General features: G+C 71.8%; 15 protein-coding genes. 3 read left to right on the top strand and 12 right to left on the bottom strand.

The annotated features are described in order from the left end of the window. Positions 1-71: 71 nt before the first annotated feature. From AC0699_RS18605 to AC0699_RS18645, 9 genes are all read right to left on the bottom strand, one after another. Complete coding sequence (locus AC0699_RS18605; RefSeq protein WP_478661279.1) at positions 72-3890, bottom strand: multifunctional oxoglutarate decarboxylase/oxoglutarate dehydrogenase thiamine pyrophosphate-binding subunit/dihydrolipoyllysine-residue succinyltransferase subunit; 3819 nt, start codon at positions 3888-3890, stop codon at positions 72-74. Positions 3891-4170: 280 nt separating this feature from the next. Further along, positions 4171-5262 carry a HAMP domain-containing sensor histidine kinase gene (locus AC0699_RS18610; protein ID WP_469769532.1) on the bottom strand — a complete coding sequence of 364 codons (1092 nt, stop codon included), beginning with the start codon at positions 5260-5262 and terminating at the stop codon, positions 4171-4173. After that, positions 5259-6002 (bottom strand): response regulator transcription factor, encoded by a 744-nt coding sequence (locus tag AC0699_RS18615; protein ID WP_453667254.1) that lies wholly within the window; start codon positions 6000-6002, stop codon positions 5259-5261. The genes AC0699_RS18610 and AC0699_RS18615 overlap by 4 nt, the downstream gene beginning before the upstream one ends. An 84-nt stretch (positions 6003-6086) precedes the next feature. Continuing rightward, a complete protein-coding gene (locus tag AC0699_RS18620; RefSeq protein ID WP_478661283.1) occupies positions 6087-6782 on the bottom strand; it encodes a spermidine synthase in 696 nt (231 codons plus the stop codon). A gap of 37 nt (positions 6783-6819) precedes the next feature. Continuing rightward, positions 6820-7458: a hypothetical protein gene (locus AC0699_RS18625; RefSeq protein ID WP_478661285.1), complete on the bottom strand. Its 639-nt coding sequence runs from the start codon at positions 7456-7458 to the stop codon at positions 6820-6822. Then, positions 7455-8798 carry a hypothetical protein gene (locus AC0699_RS18630; protein ID WP_478661288.1) on the bottom strand — a complete coding sequence of 448 codons (1344 nt, stop codon included), beginning with the start codon at positions 8796-8798 and terminating at the stop codon, positions 7455-7457. Before AC0699_RS18630 ends, AC0699_RS18625 begins: the two co-directional genes overlap by 4 nt. Then, the gene (locus AC0699_RS18635) at positions 8795-9589 is read right to left on the bottom strand and encodes an ABC transporter ATP-binding protein (RefSeq protein ID WP_478661290.1); all 795 of its coding nucleotides are present in this window, start codon (positions 9587-9589) and stop codon (positions 8795-8797) included. The genes AC0699_RS18630 and AC0699_RS18635 overlap by 4 nt, the downstream gene beginning before the upstream one ends. Next, a complete protein-coding gene (locus AC0699_RS18640; protein ID WP_478661293.1) occupies positions 9586-10686 on the bottom strand; it encodes a zf-HC2 domain-containing protein in 1101 nt (366 codons plus the stop codon). The genes AC0699_RS18635 and AC0699_RS18640 overlap by 4 nt, the downstream gene beginning before the upstream one ends. Continuing rightward, a complete protein-coding gene (locus AC0699_RS18645) occupies positions 10683-11276 on the bottom strand; it encodes an RNA polymerase sigma factor (protein WP_478661295.1) in 594 nt (197 codons plus the stop codon). The genes AC0699_RS18640 and AC0699_RS18645 overlap by 4 nt, the downstream gene beginning before the upstream one ends. A 157-nt stretch (positions 11277-11433) precedes the next feature. Here AC0699_RS18645 and AC0699_RS18650 point away from each other — a divergent pair, with 157 nt between their 5' ends. Further along, positions 11434-12447, top strand: a complete 1014-nt coding sequence (locus AC0699_RS18650) for a rhomboid-like protein (RefSeq protein WP_478661298.1) — start codon at positions 11434-11436, stop codon at positions 12445-12447. Here the strand turns inward: AC0699_RS18650 and AC0699_RS18655 are convergent. Next, entirely contained in the window at positions 12420-13091 is a 672-nt protein-coding gene (locus tag AC0699_RS18655; protein ID WP_478661299.1) for a GNAT family N-acetyltransferase, read from the bottom strand. The genes AC0699_RS18650 and AC0699_RS18655 overlap by 28 nt on opposite strands. Before the next feature lie 132 nt (positions 13092-13223). Between AC0699_RS18655 and lon the strand changes: the two genes are divergently transcribed. Then, a complete protein-coding gene (gene lon / locus AC0699_RS18660) occupies positions 13224-15638 on the top strand; it encodes an endopeptidase La (RefSeq protein WP_478661300.1) in 2415 nt (804 codons plus the stop codon). Positions 15639-15818: 180 nt separating this feature from the next. Here the strand turns inward: lon and AC0699_RS18665 are convergent, their stop codons facing one another. After that, positions 15819-16535, bottom strand: coding sequence for a trypsin-like serine peptidase (locus AC0699_RS18665; protein WP_478661302.1), 717 nt, complete (start codon positions 16533-16535; stop codon positions 15819-15821). 147 nt (positions 16536-16682) lie between these two features. Then, positions 16683-17687 (bottom strand): helix-turn-helix domain-containing protein, encoded by a 1005-nt coding sequence (locus AC0699_RS18670; protein WP_478661304.1) that lies wholly within the window; start codon positions 17685-17687, stop codon positions 16683-16685. Between the two features lie 207 nt (positions 17688-17894). Here AC0699_RS18670 and AC0699_RS18675 point away from each other — a divergent pair, with 207 nt between their 5' ends. Next, positions 17895-20714, top strand: coding sequence for a M4 family metallopeptidase (locus AC0699_RS18675; RefSeq protein ID WP_478661448.1), 2820 nt, complete (start codon positions 17895-17897; stop codon positions 20712-20714). Positions 20715-20814 lie beyond the last annotated feature (100 nt).

Consider the following 20814-nt stretch of genomic DNA (forward strand, 5'->3'; position numbering starts at 1 on the left):
GCCCGGCGCGGCAACGCCGGAGGGCCCGGCCCACGCGATCAGCTCGCGCGGGCCGGGCCCTCCGTTCGTACTCAGGCCTCGAAGACCTCGTTCACCAGCTGCTGCTGCTCAGCCTGGTGCCGCTTCGCCGAACCCACGGCCGGGGACGACGAGTGCGGACGGGAGATACGGCGCAGCCGCTCGCCGTGCGGGACGTCCGCACCGACCGCCAGGTCCAGGTGGTCGATCAGGTTGAGCGCGATGAACGGCCAGGCACCCTGGTTCGCCGGCTCCTCCTGGGCCCACAGGTACTTCTCGGCGTTCGGGAACTTGGCGATCTCCTCCTGGAGCTCGGCACCCGGCAGCGGGTACAGGCGCTCCAGACGGATGATCGCGGTGTCCTTGGCGCCGCGCTTCTGACGCTCGGCATCGAGGTCGTAGTAGACCTTGCCGGACGTGAAGACGACCTTGCGGACGGCGGCCGGGTCGACCACGCCCGAATCGACCGCGGTGTCGCCGATCACCGGGCGGAAGCCGCCGGTGAGGAACTCCTCCGCCTTCGACGCCGCGGCCTTCAGACGCAGCATCGACTTCGGGGTGAAGACGATGAGCGGCTTGTGGTGCGGGTTGTGGACCTGCCAGCGCAGCAGGTGGAAGTAGTTCGACGGCAGCGTCGGCATGGCGACCGTCATGTTGTTCTGCGCACAGATCTGGAGGAAGCGCTCCGGGCGGGCGGACGAGTGGTCCGGGCCCTGGCCCTCGTAGCCGTGCGGCAGGAGCAGGGTGACGCCGGAGGTCTGGCCCCACTTCTGCTCGGCCGAGGAGATGAACTCGTCGACGACGGTCTGCGCGCCGTTGACGAAGTCACCGAACTGCGCCTCCCACATGACCAGCGCGTCCGGGCGGGCCAGCGAGTAGCCGTACTCGAAGCCCATCGCCGCGTACTCGCTGAGCAGCGAGTCGTAGACGTTGAAGCGGGCCTGGTCCTCGGTGAGGTAGAGCAGCGGGGTGTAGTCCTCGTTGGTCTCCTGGTCGACGAGGACCGCGTGGCGCTGGCCGAAGGTGCCGCGGCGGGTGTCCTGGCCGGCGAGCCGGACCGGGGTGCCCTCCATCAGCAGCGAGCCGATGGCCAGGGTCTCGCCCATGCCCCAGTCGATCGTGCCGTCCTCCACCGAGGCCGCGCGGCGCTGCATCTGCGGCATCAGACGCGGGTGGACGGTGATGTGGTCCGGGATGTTGACCTGCGACTCGGCGATCCGCTTGACGACCTCCTGGGAGACCGCGGTGGTGACCGTCACCGGGAACTCGGCCTGGGCGTCCGGGACATGGGCCGGAGCCGGCTGGCTGGTGGCCTCGCGGACCTCCGCGAAGACCTTCTCCAGCTGGCCCTGGAAGTCCTGGAGCGCCTGCTCGGCCTCTTCCAGCGTGATGTCGCCGCGACCGATGAGCGACTCGGTGTAGAGCTTGCGCACCGAGCGCTTCTTGTCGATCAGGTTCACCATCTGCGGGTTGGTGAACTGCGGGTTGTCGCCCTCGTTGTGACCGCGGCGGCGGTAGCAGATGAGGTCGATCACGACGTCCTTGTTGAACGTCTGGCGGAACTCGAAGGCGAGCCGCGCCACGCGGACGCAGGCCTCCGGGTCGTCACCGTTCACATGGAAGATCGGCGCCTCGATCATGCGGGCCACGTCGGTCGCGTACATCGACGAACGCGACGACTCCGGGGCGGCGGTGAAGCCGACCTGGTTGTTGATGACGATGTGGACCGTGCCGCCGGTGCGGTAGCCGCGGAGCTGCGACATGTTCAGCGTCTCGGCCACGACACCCTGGCCGGCGAAGGCCGCGTCACCGTGCAGGGCGACCGGCAGGACGGTGAAGTCCGTGCCGCCCTTGTTGATGACGTCCTGCTTGGCCCGTGCCACACCCTCCAGGACGGGGTCGACCGCCTCCAGGTGCGAGGGGTTGGCGACGAGCGAGACCTTGATCTGCTCGCCGTCGAGGCCGGTGAAGGTGCCCTCGGCGCCCAGGTGGTACTTCACGTCGCCGGAGCCGTGCATGGACTTCGGGTCGAGGTTGCCCTCGAACTCGCGGAAGATCTGCGCGTACGACTTGCCGACGATGTTCGCCAGGACGTTCAGGCGGCCGCGGTGGGCCATGCCGATGACGACCTCGTCGAGGCGGGACTCCGCCGCGGAGTCGATGACCGAGTCGAGCAGCGGGATGACGGACTCGCCGCCCTCCAGCGAGAACCGCTTCTGGCCGACGTACTTCGTCTGCAGGAAGGTCTCGAACGCCTCGGCCGCGTTCAGGCGGCGCAGGATGCGGAGCTGCTCCTCGCGCTCCGGCTTGGCGTGCTGGCGCTCCACGCGGTCCTGGATCCACTTGCGCTGCTTCGGGTCCTGGATGTGCATGAACTCGATGCCGGTGGTGCGGCAGTACGAGTCGCGCAGCACGCCGAGGATGTCGCGGAGCTTCATCATCGACTTGCCGCCGAAGCCGCCGACCGCGAACTCGCGCTCCAGGTCCCACAGGGTGAGCCCGTGCTCGGTGATGTCCAGGTCGGGGTGCTTGCGCTGGCGGTACTCCAGCGGGTCGGTGTCGGCCATGACGTGGCCGCGGACCCGGTAGGAGTGGATCAGCTCGAAGACGCGGGCGGCCTTGGTGACGTCGTCGTCGTGGGAGGCGTCGATGTCCTTGAGCCAGCGCACCGGCTCGTACGGGATGCGCAGCGACTCGAAGATCTCGTCGTAGAAGCCGTCCTCGCCGAGGAGGTAGTTCGCGACGATCCGCAGGAACTCGCCGGAGGCGGCGCCCTGGATCACCCGGTGGTCGTACGTCGAGGTCAGGGTCATGACCTTGGAGATGCCCAGCTTGTTCAGGGTGTCCTGGGAGGTGCCCTGGAATTCGGCCGGGTAGTCCATCGAGCCGACGCCCATGATCACCGACTGGCCGGGCATCAGACGCGGCACGGAGTGGACGGTGCCGAGGCCGCCGGGGTTCGTCAGCGAGACGGTGACACCGGTGAAGTCGTCCATCGTCAGCTTGTTGTTGCGGGCGCGGCGGACGATGTCCTCGTAGGCCTGCCAGAACTCGAAGAAGTTCAGCGTCTCGGCCTTCTTGATGCCCGCGACGACCAGCTGGCGGTCACCGTTCGGCTTCACCAGGTCGATGGCGAGGCCGAAGTTGACGTGCGGCGGCTTCACCAGGGTCGGCTTGCCGTCCTTCTCCGCGAACGACCAGTTCATCGACGGCATGGCCTTGATCGCCTGCACCATCGCGAAGCCGATGAGGTGGGTGAAGGAGATCTTCCCGCCCCGGGCGCGCTTGAGGTGGTTGTTGATGACGATCCGGTTGTCGAAGAGCAGCTTCACCGGGACGGCGCGGACGGACGTGGCCGTCGGCAGCTCCAGCGAGGCGTTCATGTTCTTCGCGACGGCGGCGGAGGGGCCGCGGAGGGTGACCAGCTCGGGGCCATCGGCAGCGGCCTTGGCCGGCTCGGCCGCCTTGGCGGCGGGCTTCGCCGGGGCCGGAGCGGCAGCGGGCTTGGCCGGAGCCGGGGCCGCAGCGGCCGGGGCGGGGGCGGGCTTCGCCGGAGCCGGAGCCGGGGCGGCGGGAGCCGCGGGCGCGGCAGGGGCCGTGGGGGTCACGGGCGCCGGAGCCTGTGCGGAGCTCGGCGCCGGCGTGCCTTCGGCGGCGGGAGCGGGCTCCGCCGCCCCCGCGGCGGCGGCGCCCGGCTTGTAGTCGGCGAAGAAGTCCCACCAGGCACGGTCGACCGAATTCGGGTCCTGGAGGTACTGCTGGTAGATCTCGTCGACGAGCCACTCATTGGGACCGAACGCGGCAGCGGGGTTCTTCCCCTGCCCGTCTGGGTCGGTCGAAGTGCTCGAGTTACTGGGGGACTGAGACGACACGGCGGCAACCGCCCTCTTCCGCTTCACAAGGTGATGGACAGCGGAAATAAAGGCTACGCCTCCACGGCCGGGAGGTGCAGGCCGGGCGTGGTCATCGTCGCCTAAGTCACACCGGACAGCCGGTTTCGGCGCAGGAAATGGCGGGAAACAAGTGTGGTTCCCCTTTGGTAAGGGTACGCGAGAGCCTGGCTGCGGCCCCCGGGACCGCACCCCTGTGTGCTCCCCGGTCACCGACGCGAAGAACGCGGGCTTCCGGATTGCTTACGCTTCGAACCCTACGTCAACCACGCTGCTGAGGGATTCCCGGAAGGGTGACCTGGATGCGGCAGCCGCGTTCCGATTCGGCCACCCCGATCCGGCCTCCGTGCAGCTCGACGGCCCAGCGCGCGATCGCCAGGCCCAGGCCCGTACCGCCGTCGCTGCCGGGACCGTGCGGCGACGGGACGCTGCCGCGGTTGAAACGCTCGAAGACCTTGTGCCACTCCGACTCGGGAATGCCGGGACCCTCGTCCTGCACCTCGAGGTCCAGCGACTCGTCCCCCGGCCCGCGGCGGGCACGGACCGTGACCCGGCCGTGCGGAGGGGAGTGCTTCACGGCGTTGTCGATCAGATTGGCCATCACCTGGTGCAGCCGCTCGGCGTCCGCGTGCGCGGTCAGCTCGGGCGGCGATACGTCCAGATGCAGATGGACGTCCTTGCGGGTGTGGCTGCCGGAGCCGGAGGGCAGCCCGCGCCGGCCGGCCGCCAGATTGGCCTCCTTCAGCACGCCCGACAGATACGGCCAGACCTCGAAGCGCCGTGCCTTGAGCGTGACCACACCGTTGTCGAGCCGGGACAGATCCAGCAGCGTCTCGACCAGCCGGCTCAGCCGCTCCGTCTGCTTCAGCGCCGTACGCATCGTCTCGGGGTCGGCGGCCGAGACGCCGTCCACGACGTTCTCCAGGACCGCGCGGAGCGCCGCGATGGGGGTGCGCAGCTCGTGCGACACATTGGCGACCAGCTCCTTGCGGTGCCGGTCCACGGCCTCCAGGTCGTCGGCCATGCGGTTGATCGTGTTCGCGAGGTCGCCGAGCTCGTCGCGGCGGTCCGCGCCGCTCACCCGCCGGGTGTAGTCCCCGTGGGAGATCGACTTCGCCACCGTGTTCATCTCGTCCAGCGGGGCGGTGAGGCCGTGCGCCACGAACTGAGTGATCAGCAGCGTGGTGATCATGGCGAAGACGGTGATGTAGCGCAGCTCCGCACCGGTCCTGATGGCGACCAGCGCCAGCCCCGAAGTGATCAGCACCGACACCACGACCAGGGCGCCGAGCTTGGTCTTGATCGAGATCGCGACCGAGCCCAGCCCGGACCGGAGCCGGCTCGGCCGGCTCATGGCGCCGGGGTCTCCAGCGCGTAGCCCACGCCATGGACCGTACGGATCCGCTCGGCGCCGATCTTGCGGCGCAGCGCCTTGATGTGGCTGTCGACCGTGCGCGTACCGGAGGCGTCCGCCCAGTCCCAGACCTCGGCGAGGAGCTGCTCCCGGGAGAGCACCGCCCGCGGGGTGTTCGCCAGGCAGACCAGCAGATCGAACTCGGTGGGCGTGAGGTGCACGTCCTCGCTCTTGACGCGGACCCGGCGCTGGGCGTGGTCGATCTCCAGCTCGCCGAGGCGCATGATGCCGCTGCGCGGTGTCACCGCGGCGAGCGCCGCACGCTCCACCCGGCGCAGCAGGACGTGCACCCGGGCAGCCAGCTCACGCATCGAGAACGGCTTGGTCATGTAGTCGTCGGCGCCGACGCCGAGCCCGACCAGCATGTCGGTCTCGTCGTCGCGGGCCGTGAGCATCAGTACCGGAACCGGCCGCTGGGCCTGCACCCGGCGACACACCTCCAGCCCGTCGAAGCCGGGCAGCATCACGTCGAGAACCATCAGGTCGGGCTGCCAGGCCTCGGCGGCGTCGACGGCCGCAGGCCCGTCCGTCGCCGTCTGGACCAGGAAGCCCTCGGCACGCAGCCGCGCGCCGATGGCCTCCACGATCGTGGTGTCGTCCTCGACCACCAGCACCCGGCGCTGGGCACTGGCCGTCGAGTACGACGCGGCGCCGTTGTTGCTGGTGTGTGTCTGCTCCATCGCCCCGCCCCTGTCGCGCACTGCGAGCTGCGTGTAGATCGGTGTGTCAGGTCAGTCAGCGTAAGGGCATCGATCGGCTCCCGGCTACGCAGGGCGAACAGCGAGATGGACCACGTCGGGTACGCCTCGGGCAACGTGGATCTCTTCGGTCCTTACCCCGTTGAATCCGGCATTCCGCAATGACTCCTCGAAATCGGCGGACGGTTGTGCGGACCAGACAGCGAGCACGCCCCCCGGGGTCAACAGCCGTGCGCAGGCGGCCAGTCCGGCCGGTGAGTACAGGCTCGTGTTGTCCTCGGTGACGGTCCAGCCGGGGCCGTTGTCGATGACCAGGCACAGCGCGTCGTACGTATCCGAAGAGTTATGGACGTACTCCACGAGATCCGTGTGAAGAATCACGGTCCGCGGGTCGGCGAACGCGGCGCCGGAGATCTGCCGCAGTGGTCCTGACACGTGCCAGTCGATGATCGCCTGCTCGCGCTCGGCGACGGCGATACGCGCCCAGGCGGGCTCGGCCGCGGCATGCGCGAGCGAGAAGCCGACGCCGAGCCCGCCGATCAGCACGGCGGGGTCCCGGCGGGTCCCGAGGGCGGCCAGCGCGGCGTCGATCAGCAGCCGCTCGGAGCGGCCGTCGGAGGTGTCCATCAGGAAGCACCCGTTGGCGATGATCTCGTGGACGGGGCCGCGCGGTCCGCCGCGCTCGCGCAGGACGACCTCGCCGTACGGTCCTTCGCGGCGGTCCAGGGTCCGGGGGCCGGTGGTATCGCTGACGAGCTCCATGGCCCGAGGCTACTGAGACCAGTCGCGGCCCGTCCGGCTATTTCCGCTCGGGCCGGGCACCGCGCCAGGCGTACAGGGCGCATCCGGCGGCGTACGCGGCCGGCGCCACCGCCCACGCCGCCGCCTCCGGCCCCGGCTGCACCGGCCAGGCCCATACGGCCGCCGCACCACCCGGGGTGCGTGGCGCCGCCAGGTAGACGGCGCTCAGGTACGCGGTCACGGGCAGCCAGCTGAGCCGCGCCCCCAGGAACACCGCCGCACCCGCCGTCACACCCGTCGCGCCGAGCAGATTGCGCACCATGGCCGGGGCGCCGAACGCCTCCGGGTGTCCGGGCACCGAGAGCGCCAGCAGCAGTCCGGCGCACCCGGTCAGCCCGAGCAGCAGCCGCAGCCGGCGCAGCCACCAGGGACGTACGGCGGTGCGGTCCAGTTCGTCGGAGTGCGTGAACAGGCCGGTGCCGATCGCCCCGGCGGCGAGCAGTGGGGCGAGTACGACGACGGGGACCCGCGCGGTGTGGTCGTACGAGAGGGAACTCTGCAACTGCCGCGCGGCCCAGGCCGCGACGAGCGCGGTGCCGGCGAGTACGGCGAGGGTGGCGGGCAGGCCGCGGGAGCGGGCGTACAGGACGAGGGAGCGGGCGTGCAGGACGCGGTGCGAGAGGAGGGCCGTGCTCATGGGACCGGCACCTCCTCTGCCTTGCAGGTGTTCGCTGCCAGGTAGCGGGTGAGGTAGGCGCGTTGTCCGGCGGGGGACTTGGCCTCCAGGCGGGCCAGATGGCGCCGCTCGGCAGGGCCGAACAGCGGACCGAGGCCGTCGGCCGGTGACAGCCACTCATGGACGGCGGTGTTGACGGCGGAGGCCCGCTCCCAGCCCGGCGCGGCGAAGTCGCTGTCGGCGCAGGAATCCATGAACAGGAAGTCCACCGCGGAGTCGGCATAGGCGAGGGGATCCTTCAGCCGGCCGCGCACCGCGCCGAATGCCGGGTCGGGGAGCTGGGCCTCGCCGGCCTTCGCCCCGAGGGGCCTGCTCACCCAGCGGGTGGGAGCGCCGGGAATGCCGCGCAGCTTCGCGTTGAGACCGGCGAGCGCGGCCGAGGTCTGGGGCAGCAGCCGCCGGTCCACCTGCGGCAGGCACACCTGCGGTGTGCCGTTGTCGCAGACCAGGCGCGCGGCGTCCGGGTCGGGGCGCCAGACCTCGTCCCCCGTCTGGGCGATCAGTACGGCCGCGGCGCAGGCGGCGGTCAGCGGCAGGAGCGCGAAGCCGCGGCGCCGGGCCGCGTACGCGAGGAGTGCGGCGGTGGCGAGACCGGCCACCCACACCATGCTCGCCGCGCCGAACCACCAGACGGGCCGGTCCCAGACGTACATGTGCTGGTTGGCGGGGTCCAGCCAGCGGGCCCCCGACTCGCCGTAGGCCGGATAACCGAGGCCGGCGTAGGTGACGACGGCGAGCAGCGGTGCGGTGAACCGCCACGGGACCACCCGTCCGAGCACGAAGCCGACCGTCCCGATCGAGGCGAGGACCACCGCGTCCGCCAGGACGAGCGACAGGAACGGTCCGCCGCCGGCGGCGTACGGCAGGGTCGCCAGGAGACATCCGGCGGCGCCCGCGAGATAGCCGAGAGCGGGCCACAGGGCGGCGGGTGCGGCGGCGAGCAGGGTCTGGCGCAACGGGCTGCGGGGGAGCGAGGCACGCCACTCGCCGGTGCCGCGGCGCCGCTCCCGCCCGCCGTGCCAGCAGCCCGCGGCGGCGGAGAGCGGCCCGCAGAGCAGCACCCCGACGACCCGCAGGAGGTCGGTGGCCTCGGTCCAGCGGCCCTGCCAGCCACCGAGATAGTCGGCCTTGGCGTACATGGCGACCGCGACGGCGATGGTGCCGGCCGCGCCGGTCCACGGGCCGATGCCGCGCCGCAGTTCGGTGCGCAGGGAGCGGGGCAGGAAGCGGGGCAGGCGTCCGGGCCGGGAACGGGTCCCGGCGGGCGCGTCCGGTGTGCCGGTGGCGTGGACGGTGGTCATCGGGTCCTTCCCACCGGGGTGCCGGCCGCCGGTGCGGCGTCGCGATGGGCCTTGAGCGCGATGGTGTAGCCCCGTTCGATGGCGTTGGCGGAGTCGTCCGCCGCGTCCTTGCCCAGTGCGGTCAGTTCGGCGGTCGTGCCGCGGAAGGCGACCCGGCCGGCGTCGAGGAGGGTCACCTCGCCGCAGGCCGCGGCGACGTCCTCGACGAGGTGCGTGGAGACGATCACGGTGGCAGCGGTGCCCACGTCCCGGAGCAGTGCTCTGAACTCGACGCGCTGCTCCGGGTCGAGACCGGCGGTCGGCTCGTCGAGGAGCAGCAACTCCGGTTCGTTGACGATCGCCTGGGCGATGCCGACGCGCCGCACCATGCCGCCCGAGAGCGTCCTCACCTTCGCGTCGATGCGGTCCGCGAGCCCCACCCGTTCGACCGCGCGTTCCACGGCGGCCGGGACCGCCGCCGGAGCCATCTCCTTGAGCCACGCCACATATGCGACGAACTCCCGCACCGTGAAGCCCGGGTAGTAGCCGAACTCCTGTGGCAGATAGCCCAGTCGGCGCCGGATCTCGGTGCGTTCCCGGTGCCCGGAGGCATCCCGGCCGAGCAGTTCCACGCGCCCGCCGGAGGGTGCCGCGACCGTCGCCAGCACCCGGACGAGCGAGGTCTTTCCCGCGCCGTTCGGGCCGAGCAGCCCGTGTACGCCGGTGCCGAAGCCGAGTTCCACGGCGTCCAGCGCGACGGTCCTGCGGTGCCGGACCGTCAGCTCGCGGACTCTTACGGTGTTCGTGTTCATGGATTCCCCCAGTGACCCCAGTGGCCCCAGTGCGGAGCGTCGAATGCGTGCCGGCGCACGGCGAGCAGTCCCGCGCACACCGCGGCCGCCGCGGCCCAGGCGGACTGCGCCGTGGCGCCGGAGAGGTACGGGCCGAGGTGCTCGGCCAGTGCGGCGGCCGTCCCGCCGAGCTGCCGTCCCGTCAGGAGCGCGGGACCGACGGCCACGGCCAGCCATCCGGTGGCGACCACCGCGGCGGCGGTGCGGCACCCGATGTACGAACCGAGCGCGAGGACCGCGAGAGTGAGCGCCAGACCGGGCAGCAGCCACGCGGCGGCCCCCGGCGCCCCCGCCGAGGGCGGCAGCACCGCGCCCGCCGACGTCAGCAGCGGCACACTCACCGCGAGTACGGTGGCGGTCCTGACCAGCAGCAGCCGCAGCCCGCCGGACGGCGTGGCCGCGGCGACCTCGTACAGCGGATCCGCGTGGCGCCCGTACGACACCGCCACCCCCGCGAGCGGCAGTACGGGCGCCACGGCCAGCAACAGCTGACGCGCACCGGTGAACCCGGCCCCGTAGGCCAGTCCCACGGCGGCCGCTGCCACCACCACGAGCGCGGCCAGCCACGGCCCGTGCAATGCCGGCCCCGCGGCCCGCAGTCCGCGCATCGCCGCACGCAGGGCCTGTCTTCCGGATCTTGCCGGGCTCGCAGGCCCTGGTGCCGCACCTCGCCGCGTTGCCGTCGGTCGCCATGGCTCCGCCATGACTCCCTCCCCCGCCTCGCGATCGCACGCACCGGACCCCGCTCGCCCCACGGCGGTAGCCGCAGAGGTCGCTGCCGGCCCGATCCGGAAGGCAGGCCCTGGCTTCGAGCCGACTGCGCGCCGCCGAGGCACCGCGCTCGCCGCCGTAAGGGCCGCCTCCGCCAGGACGGCCGCGCGGACGGCGTCCAGTGCGGGGCCGGCGGGAGTCGCGCGGACCGCGGCCGAGACCCGGGCGGCACAGCCGGCACAGGACTCGACGTGCTTCTCCAGCGACCAGGCGTCCGGTTCGGGCAGGGTGCCGGCCGCGTAACCGGCCGCCAGAAGGTCGTTCACATGCCAGTCGGGCTCGTTCATGCCATGCCTCCCAACGCCTCTGTGCCCGGTGCCTGTTCGGCCAGCGCGGCGCGCAGTGCGCGGCGGGCGCGCTGGGCCCGGGTCTTGACCGTGCCTTCCGGGATGCCCAGGAGCCGTGCCGCCTCCCGGGTCGTCAGGCCGTCGATGACAGTGGCGCGCAGGACGTCCCGCAGTTCCGGCGAGATACGGCCGAGCGCGGCGCCCACGTCTCCGTACTCCAGCCCCGCCAGCACCCGTTCCTCCGCCGACGGCGCGGTCGCGACCGGCAACTGCCCGACGGGAGCCGGCTCGTCGGCGCGGGCCCGGGCGCGGCGGGCGTCGACCAGTCGGCGGGCCGCGATCACCCAGAGCCAGCCGCCCGCCTCCCCGCCGCGATGCGCACCGGCGGACCGCCAGGCCGTGACGAAGGTGTCCTGCAGTACTTCCCGTACGGTCTCCGGATCGCCGCATCGTCGCGTCAGCCGGGCGTGCAGCCAGCCCGCATGCCGGTCGTAGAGCGCAGCGAGCGCTTCCGGGTCCCCGTCCGCGACGGCACGCAGCAGCGCCGCGTCGTCGTCCCGGTCTCCCTCCGTGGGGCGCAACAGTCTCACGCCCTCTCTATCGCTCGTGGCGGGCCGCCCGGTTCACGGGAACGCGGGACGGGGCCGAGAAGTGGTCCCCTGTGGTGTGCTTCACGGAACGGGACGCGTGATGATCGCGTTGACTGGGCAGGGTTCGGGGGCTGTCGATACGAAGGAGCCTCGCGCGGTGCAGCGGCTTGAGTCACGGGAGCCGGCCGAGTACGCCGGTGCCGAACGGCTGGGCGGTGTCCCGACCCAGCGGACCGCGTCGTCCGCGCCACCGCGCGCCCCGGAGCCCGCGGCCGGACGCACAAGGACGTCCGCGCCTTCACCCGCACCCGAGCCCACGCACGAGACCCCGGTCGTCCGGAAGACCCCGTACGCACACGAGACCCCGGCCGTACGGGAGTCGGCCTCCCTACGGGAGCCGACGCCCGGCCCCCGGCTCGCGGCGGCGCGCGAGCCGTTGTCCGCGCCTGAGCCCGCGGCCGCGCCGCCCGGTCCCGCCCCCGTGTGGCGGCGGCTCGCCCGGCTCCTTCCCACTCCGGCCGGCACGCCCTTCACCTTCTGCTACACCCTCGTCCTCGTCGCGACGTCCCTCTTCGCCGAGTACGGCGATCAGGCCACCGTCTCCGCCCTGCTGCGCGGCTCCAGCACGGACGTCGCGCATCTCAGCGTGACGCCGCTGCTCGTGCTCGTCGCCAGCGCCCTGTGGGTCGCGGGCGGGCTGGCCTCGCCGTATGCCGTGGGGTTCGTGTTCGTCCTCACGGCGCTGGAGCGGCGTATCGGCTCGTGGCGCGCGGCCGCGGTGTTCCTGGGCGGGCACGTGGTGGCCACGCTCGCCACGGAGATCCCGGTCGGCCTCTCCGTCATGGCCGGGCAGCTGCCCGAGACGTCTCTGCACCGGCTCGACTACGGCATCAGCTTCGGCCTGCTGACGTGCGTCGGCGCGCTGGCCGGGCTGTTCACCCCGGTCGTGCGGACGGCGGCGCTCGGGTGGGTGTCGGTGCTGCTGGTGCAGGACCTGCTGGCGTACGAGGACCCGCTCAGCAACTGGGGTCATCCCCTTGCGCTGCTGACCGGTGTCCTGTGCTGGCCGGTGGTACGCCGATGGGCGCACGGCAGGGAACCGGGCGGGTGCGGGAGGCCCCCCGGCCGTCCGGGGTCCGCTGCCTACTCCGGCCGGGCGGCGTCGAAGTAGACGCTGACGAGCGGGGCGATCACGCGCCATCCGAGTGACTCGTACAGGGCCCGCCCGTCGGGCGTCCCACCCAGTACGCCCGTGGTGGCACCCCGTTCGACCGCGGCGTTCTGGACCGTGCGCATCACCAGCCTGCCCAGACCCTTGCGCCGGTGCTCGGGGGCGGTCTCGATCTGGTCGATCACGGCTGTGGCACCGGTCGTCGCGATCTGACCGCGGGCGGCGAACGCGCCGTCAGCGGTCGTGACGAGGGCCCGGGTGACCCCGTCCCGCGTCCAGGTGCGCAGCCGGTGGCCGGCGGGCACGGGGGCGGGTTCCGTCCGACGCAGTCCGGCCGTCATCAGGAACCCGGGCTCGTCGGGCGTCCAGTCCGGCCCGAGCCAGGCGAGGACCCGCTCCGGCTCCTCGAACACCTTGAGCCAGAGCCCCGGAGTCCGGGCCGCGGCGGCGACAGCGCGGACGGCCGCCTCGCTGCTGTCGGTGAGGACATGTCGGGTCGTGTGCCGGGGGAGCCCGACATCGACCGTGAGGCCCCATGGCTCGGCGACGGGTTCCGCGGCGCCCCGCGAGACGACCCACCCGCCCACCCAAGCCCGTATCGCATGCGTGACCGACGACTCGTGCGTAATAGATGGCTTCGTCATGCGCCTATTACATCTGATCGGTCACGGAGTGCGACAGCGGTGATCGCTGACAGCGAACACCTCCGGGGGAACATCCGGGGGTCCTTCTGCATTGAGTCCATACAACTCAACTTGACTGCCGAAGGGGAGATCATGGCTGCTGAGTCCTCGGCGTACAACAACGCCCTCACCCTGCCTGTGCTGCCGCTCGACGACGAGGTCGTGCTGCCCGGGATGGTGGTACCGCTCGACCTGTCCGACCCCGACGTACGGGCCGCGGTGGAGGCCGCCCAGGCAGCCGCCCGTTCGGCATCGGGCAAGCCAAGGGTGCTGCTCGTACCGCGCATTGACGGGACGTACGCCGCGACCGGTGTGCTCGGCACCGTCGAGCAGGTCGGGCGGCTCTCCGACGGCGACCCCGGAGCGCTGATCCGCGGCCGCAGCAGGGTGCGGATCGGCGCGGGTACGACCGGCCCCGGCGGCGCCCTCTGGGTCGAGGGTCTCCGGGTCGAGGAGATCGTGCCCGACCCGCTGCCCGGCTCCGTCGCCGAACTGGTGAAGGAGTACAAGGCGCTCGCCACCAGCTGGCTGAAGAAGCGCGGTGCCTGGCAGGTCGTGGACCGTGTCCAGCAGATCGACGACGTCTCCGCCCTCGCCGACAACTCCGGCTACTCGCCGTACCTGACCACCGCCCAGAAGGTGGAGCTGCTGGAGACCAGCGACCCGGTCGCGCGCCTCAAGCTCGCCACCGAGCAACTCCGCGAGCACCTCGCCGAGCAGGATGTCGCCGAATCCATCGCCAAGGACGTCCAGGAGGGCGTCGACAAGCAGCAGAGGGAGTTCCTGCTGCGGCGCCAGCTCGACGCCGTACGCAAGGAGCTGCGCGAGCTCAACGGCGAGTCCGACGGCGACGAGTCCGACGACTACCGCGCCCGGGTCGAGGCCGCGGACCTCCCCGAGAAGGTCCGCGAGGCAGCCCTCAAAGAGGTCGAGAAGCTGGAGCGGTCCAGCGACCAGAGCCCCGAGGGCTCCTGGATCCGCACCTGGCTCGACACGGTCCTGGAGCTGCCGTGGAACGACCGGACAGAGGACGCGTACGACATCCAGGGTGCCAAGGCGGTCCTCGACGCCGAGCACGCGGGCCTGGAGGACGTGAAGGAACGGATCACCGAATACCTGGCGGTGCGCAAACGGCGCGCCGACCGGGGGCTGGGCGTGGTCGGCGGGCGGCGCGGGGGTGCGGTTCTCGCGCTCGTCGGCCCGCCCGGCGTCGGCAAGACCTCGCTCGGTGAGTCCGTCGCGCACGCGATGGGGCGGAAGTTCGTCCGGGTCGCACTCGGCGGTGTACGGGACGAGGCCGAGATCCGGGGCCACCGGCGTACGTACGTCGGCGCGCTGCCGGGCCGTATCGTCCGCGCCATCAAGGAGGCCGGCTCGATGAACCCGGTGGTCCTGCTCGACGAGATCGACAAGGTCGGCTCCGACTTCCGCGGCGACCCGGCCGCGGCGCTGCTCGAAGTCCTCGACCCGGCGCAGAACCACACCTTCCGCGACCACTACCTGGAAGTCGAACTCGACCTGAGCGACGTCGTCTTCCTGGCGACCGCGAATGTCCTGGAAGCCATCCCCGAGGCCCTGCTCGACCGGATGGAGCTGGTCAGGCTCGACGGCTACACCGAGGACGAGAAGGTCGTCATCGCCCGTGACCACCTGCTCCCGCGCCAGCTGGAGCGGGCCGGCCTGGAGCCGGGCGAGGTCGTCCTGGACGACTCCGCGCTGCGGAAGCTGGCCGGTGAGTACACCCGCGAGGCGGGCGTGCGGAACCTGGAGCGTGCGATCGCGCGGCTGCTCCGGAAGGTCGCAGCCCAGCACGAACTGGGCGAGCAGGAGCTGCCGTTCACCGTCACGGAAGGGGAGCTGCGCGGGCTGGTCGGCCGGCCGCACCACGTTCCCGAGTCCGCCCAGGACCCGGCCGAGCGCCGCACCGCGGTGCCGGGCGTGGCCACCGGTCTCGCGGTGACCGGCGCGGGCGGCGACGTCCTGTACGTCGAGGCGTCGCTCGCCGACCCCGAGACGGGAGCCGCGGGGCTGACCCTGACCGGCCAGCTCGGTGACGTCATGAAGGAGTCCGCGCAGATCGCGCTGAGCTTCCTGCGCTCGCACGGTGCGGAACTGGAACTGCCCGTCGCCGACCTGAAGGACCGGGGTGTGCACATCCACTTCCCGGCGGGCGCGGTCCCGAAGGACGGCCCGAGCGCGGGCATCACGATGACCACGGCGCTGGCGTCGCTGCTCTCCGGCAGGCTGGTCCGTACGGACGTGGCCATGACCGGTGAGGTGTCGCTGACCGGGCGCGTCCTCCCGATCGGTGGTCTGAAGCAGAAGCTCCTGGCCGCGCACCGGGCGGGGACCACGACCGTCGTGATCCCCAAGCGCAACGAGGCCGACCTGGACGACGTCCCGGCCGAGGTCCTCGACAAGCTGGACGTCCACCCGGTGACCGATGTCCGCCAGGTCCTGGAGATCGCCCTGGCCCCGGCGGAGGTTGTGGTGCCGGTGGCGGCGTAGACCGTGTGAACCGGGGCTCCGCCGCGGACCCCGTACGGCCTTGGCCGTGTCCCAGGTCCATTCCGGAGCTTCGCCCGGGAGATACCCCCAACGGGCCGGAAAAGCCGGCCCGCTGGGGGTTCCCCATGCCCGCAGGGGGTGGGGGAGACTGAAGTTCCGGGGTCCGGGGCGGAGCCCCGGTCACCCCTCCGCGCGCGTCGCCTTCGTGTAGAGCGCGCGGGCACGCGCGTCGAAGAGCACCGCTGTCGACTCGGTGTCCGTGTCGCCGCCGCTCAGGACGCCTATGACTCGGCCCGGCCGAGCCGCGTCCACATAGTCGGCGAGCCACGGGCTGCCGCTGGTGCCGTCCCAGAAGCCCGCGCACTCGATGCGGACCATCTCCGCGGGCTGGTCGGCGTCGTGCCGGGCGTCGGTGGTGCAGGTGATCGGGCGGTTCGCGGGATTGTGGTCCGGATTCGGGTAACCGACCACGGTGACCCGGCGGCGCGGCTTCGACGACCAGTCGGGGACCGTCGCGCCCACCACGTCCTGCACCTCACGGCCCCGCGCGTCCGGCTCCAGCGTCAGAAAGGCGTAGTCGACCGCGTCGTCCTCGTCCTTGCGCCAGCGGTCGTCGACCTGGATCGCGGCGACCTTCCACGTCCCGTACGGGGCCGAGCCCTTCCCGCCGCCCCGGAAGCCCGGCGCGAACGAGAAGTCGCTCGCGTACGTCCCGTACTCGAAGACGCAGTGCGCGGCCGTGGCGACGACATTGCCCCGCGGGCTGTCGACGACGCTCGCCGTGCACCAGTGGTCCTTGTCGTCGAGCAGCACACCGACCGAACGGAGCCCGTCGGACGGCACGGCCGAGGTCTGCGGCGCGGGCCCCTTGGCCCGGGGGCGGGGCTTGGCGGGCATGAGGGGTGCCGCGGAGTGCGTAGCCGTAGGCCCCACACACGCCGCGGCCGCCGTCAGCACAGCGACGGCGGACCACAAAACGGGCCTCTTCCAGCGCATACACCCCACGTTTCCCTCGCTTCCCTGCATGCTCACCATCCTTACCACTCACATGTCGAGCCACCCCCGCAGGGTCGCCTGCGCTCCCGCCTGGAAGCGCGTCTCCGCGCCCAGCGACTCCAGCAGCCGCGTGATCCGCCGCCGGGCCGTGTGCACATGCACCCCCAGCCGACGGGCGATCGCCTCGTCCTTGAGCCCGGCCGCGAGCAGCGCCAGCAGCTCCTTCTGCGCCGTCGGCAGCGGCCCGCCGGAGCCGCCCAGCGGAGTGGCCCGGTCCCATACGGTCTCGAAGAGCGGCACCAGCGCGTTGCCGAGCAGGCCCTCACCGATCACCAGCGCGGACGCCCGTGGATCGGCCGCGTCGCTCGGCGGCAGGAGGGTGATCCGCCGGTCGACGGCGATCAGTTTGGTCGGTACGGCCGGCGCGATCCGGGCCCGCAGGCCCCGCTCCACCAGTGCGCTCAGCGAACGCATCCGTTCCGGCGTCGACAGGCCGTCCCGGTCGAGGACCGTACGCACCACCACCCCACGGTCCAGCAGGCCCTCGATGTCGAGCCCGTGCGGCCCCGGACCGCCGTCGCCCCGCTGCCCCTTCACGTACGGCGGCCGGTCCAGGATGACCACCTCCCGCTCCGCGGAGGCCAGCAGGTCATCGGCCCGTTCCCCGATCGCCCGCTGCCCCTTGACCACCTCGATGCCGCTTCCGGGCGCGGTCGGCGCCCCCGACACCAGCCGGCCTGCGAGCTGGTCGGCGGTCATCCGTAATCGCTCCAGTTCGGCCGATTTCATATGCAGTTCGGCCTGACGGCGGTGAATGAGCGTACGGATCGCGGCAGCCGGAGCGGCCGGGCGGGGCAGCGCACCGCCGACGCGCGGCGGCAGCGCGAGCCCGTGCTCGACCAGCCGGTCGAGAGCCGCCTGCAGTTGGTGCTGCGGCAGCTTCAGCTGCCGCGCCAACTCCTCCGTCCCTTTTGCGTGCTCCTTGAACAGGGCCTCGTACGCGCGTTCCTCGACCGCCCCCAGGCCGAGGGTGTGCAACTCCCCCTCGATCATGCGGGGAATTCTCACTCTCTCTTCACGGGACACACAAGTGTGCATGTCCACTTGTCAACGCACCTGGCTCATTGATCGGTTGGCACCTCACGGGTTGCATGGCCATGACCACCTGAACCGGCTCTGACCAAGCACGTGGGAGGGGTACGTACTGTGCGCAAGCCCAGCAAGAACCATGGAGGACCGAGACCCGGCGTGTCCGGGGGGATGCCCAGGGGGGCCGGTCTCGCCGCGCTCCTGGCCGCTGCCGGCCTCCTGATCACCGCGGTTCCGGCCCAGGCGGCGACCCCGCCGCCGGCACCGCCCGTCGAGGTCGTTCCGGGGGACGACACGGCGACTCCCGCCCTGGTCGACGGCCTGCACGAGGCCGTGGACGCCAAGGCGGCCCCGGCGGACGCGGCCCGCGGGCACCTCGCGGCCAAGGAGAGCCGCTACCGCATCGCCGAGCCGCGGCGCGACCTCGCCCCGCTCGGGACACTGAAGCGCGGCGCGGACGAGACCGTACGGCTCCAGCAGAAGCACCGCGGGATCCCGGTGCTCGGCGGCCAGTACGTCGTAAGGATGGAGACCGCGGGCGGCAAGCGCGTCGTCACCGGCACCTCCGGCAAGTACTTCACCGGTCTGACGACCGGCACGGAGCCCGCCGTCGCCAAGGACGTGGCGGTGCGCCGCGCGGTCGCCGCCACCGCCCGGCGGCTCGGCGGCGGGCAGCTGACCAAGGCCGACGCCGTGCGCGAGGAGGGCCAGAAGTCCGCGAAGGCGAAGGCGCTCAGTGGCATCGCGGGCGGACTCGTCGTCATCCCGCGCGGCGAGGGCGTGCTCGCGTACCACGTGACCGTACGCGGCACGAACCCCGCAACCGGCGAGCCGGTGCTGCAGCAGGTCTACGTCGACGCCTGGTCCGGCTATCCGGTGCTGCAGTACAGCGGCCTCAAAACCCTGACCCGGCCGCAGGCCGCGACGGGCACCCCCGGCACGGCACCGAACGCCGCCGCCGGGAAGGCCTCGGCGCGGGCCGCGGCGGACGATCCGGCCGCCCACCCCGGCACCAAGGGCAGCGGCGTACGGCTGAACGGCACCAAGGTCGGCCTGGATCTCTATCTCGACGCCTCCCGCGGCGAGTACGTCATGACCGACTACGCGCGCATGGCCGACAGCAGCAGGAACACGCTCAGCACGTGGGACGCCTCGAGCGTCGACGTGAACGATGCCGTCGGCCAATGGCCCGCCGGAATCAAGGTGTTCGGCTCCGCGGCGGCGGACTTCGGCAAGGGCGCCACCGACGCCGGCGCGGTCGACGCGCACTGGGCGGCGGGCCAGGTCTACGACTACTTCAAGGAGAACCACGGCAGGAACGGGCTCGACGGCCGCGGTACCGCCGTCAACTCGCTGGTCGGCGTGACCCTGTTCGGCGGCTCCTTCGTCAACGCCTTCTGGGACGGCCAGAAGATGGTGTACGGATCGGGCGACGACGAGTTCAGGCCGCTCTCCGCCGACCTCGACGTCGTCGGCCACGAGATGACCCACGGTGTCGTCGAGAACACCGCGAACCTCGTCTACGCCGGCCAGTCCGGCGCCCTCAACGAGGCCCTCGCCGACTACTTCGGCAACGCGATCGACGTCACCGCGTCCGGGCAGTCCATGGACGACCCGAACGCCGGCCTGATCGGCGAGGACCTGTGCCGTACGAAGGCACCGCGCGACTGCGCCCTGCGCAACCTCGACGACGGCGCCACCACCGCCAAGAACTTCCTCGGTGTGACCTACGGCACCGACAGCGGCGGCGTCCACCTGAACTCCACCATCTTCTCCGGCGCGCTGTGGGACATGCGCCAGGACCTGGGCGGTCGGCTCGCCGACCGGATCGTGTACAAGGCCCTGTCCGAGTACATGACTCCGCTCGACGGCTTCACCGAGGGCCGCAACGCGGTGCTCGCCGCGGCGAAGGACCTGGGTGTCGAGGCACAGCAGCTGACCGCCGTGAAGCGGTCGTTCAACGCCCACGGCATCGTGCCGGGCTGGGAGGACGCCCTCGGCGTCGACTCCGACCAGCTCTTCGGCAAGCTCAACATCGCCGGCACGGGTGTCCAGGCGGGCGGCGGCTGGTGGACCGTCTCCAGGTCCAACGACGACGGCTCCGAGCCGTACTCCGTCTACGCGGGCCGAGCGGACGGCAAGGGCACACCGAAGCTCGTGAGCCCGAACGACGGGCGCTACCACGTCTACCCGGCGACGGACGGCAAGACCGTCGTCTGGGCCGCGTACGGCACCACCAGCCTGGACATCCTGTCCCGTCCGCTCGCGGGCGGACCCATCAAGAAGCTGTACACGTCGAACAGCGACATCGCGGGGCTCCGGGTCGAGAACGGCGTGGTGGCCTTCGAGACGTACGGCATCTTCGGTGACCGCCACGTCGCCTTCCTGCGGCCCGGCGACCGTGAGCCCACGCTGGTGGACGGCGGCAGCTTCCTCCTCGGCACCGCCCTGCCGTCGATCGCGCACGGCAAGCTCGCGTACGCCAAGCTGTACCCGGGCGCGACCGAGTACAAGCTCGGCGTCGAGGTCTACGACCTCAAGGCCGGGACGAAGAAACTGACCGAGCAGCTCGGCGACCCGCAGGGGATCGGCCAGACGGGCCTCAACGGCAGCCATGTCTTCTGGCTGACCGACGAGAACCTGAACGACGACGGCCGCATGGGCGTACGCCGCGCCTCCCTCGACGGCAGCAACGCGTACGACATCAGTGCCGAGGCCAAGCCCCGCGCGCTGATCGCCTTCGACCTGACCGTCTCCGAGGACGCGGTCACCGTCAACAGCCAGCTGCCCGACACGCAGTGGCGCAACGAGACGCTGCCGAAGCTCTGGCAGCTGACCACGGACGGCAGCCGTCAGGAGCGCGTCTCCTGCAACCGCGGTGAACAGCTCTCCCCGGCCGCGGTCTCCGGCAGGCAGGTCGTCTGGATCGACGGCACGACCGGCTGGACCGACCTGGTCACCCGCACCCGCCCGGCGGGCCTGTGCGGCTGACCGCTTGAGGTGACAGGGACCCAAGGGGGGGGGGGGGGGGGGGGGGGGGGGGGGGGTGTTTTTGTTTGTGGGGTCGGCTTTCGGGGTGTACAAACCCTCC

This window comes from Streptomyces sp. NPDC043870 (assembly GCF_056435785.1).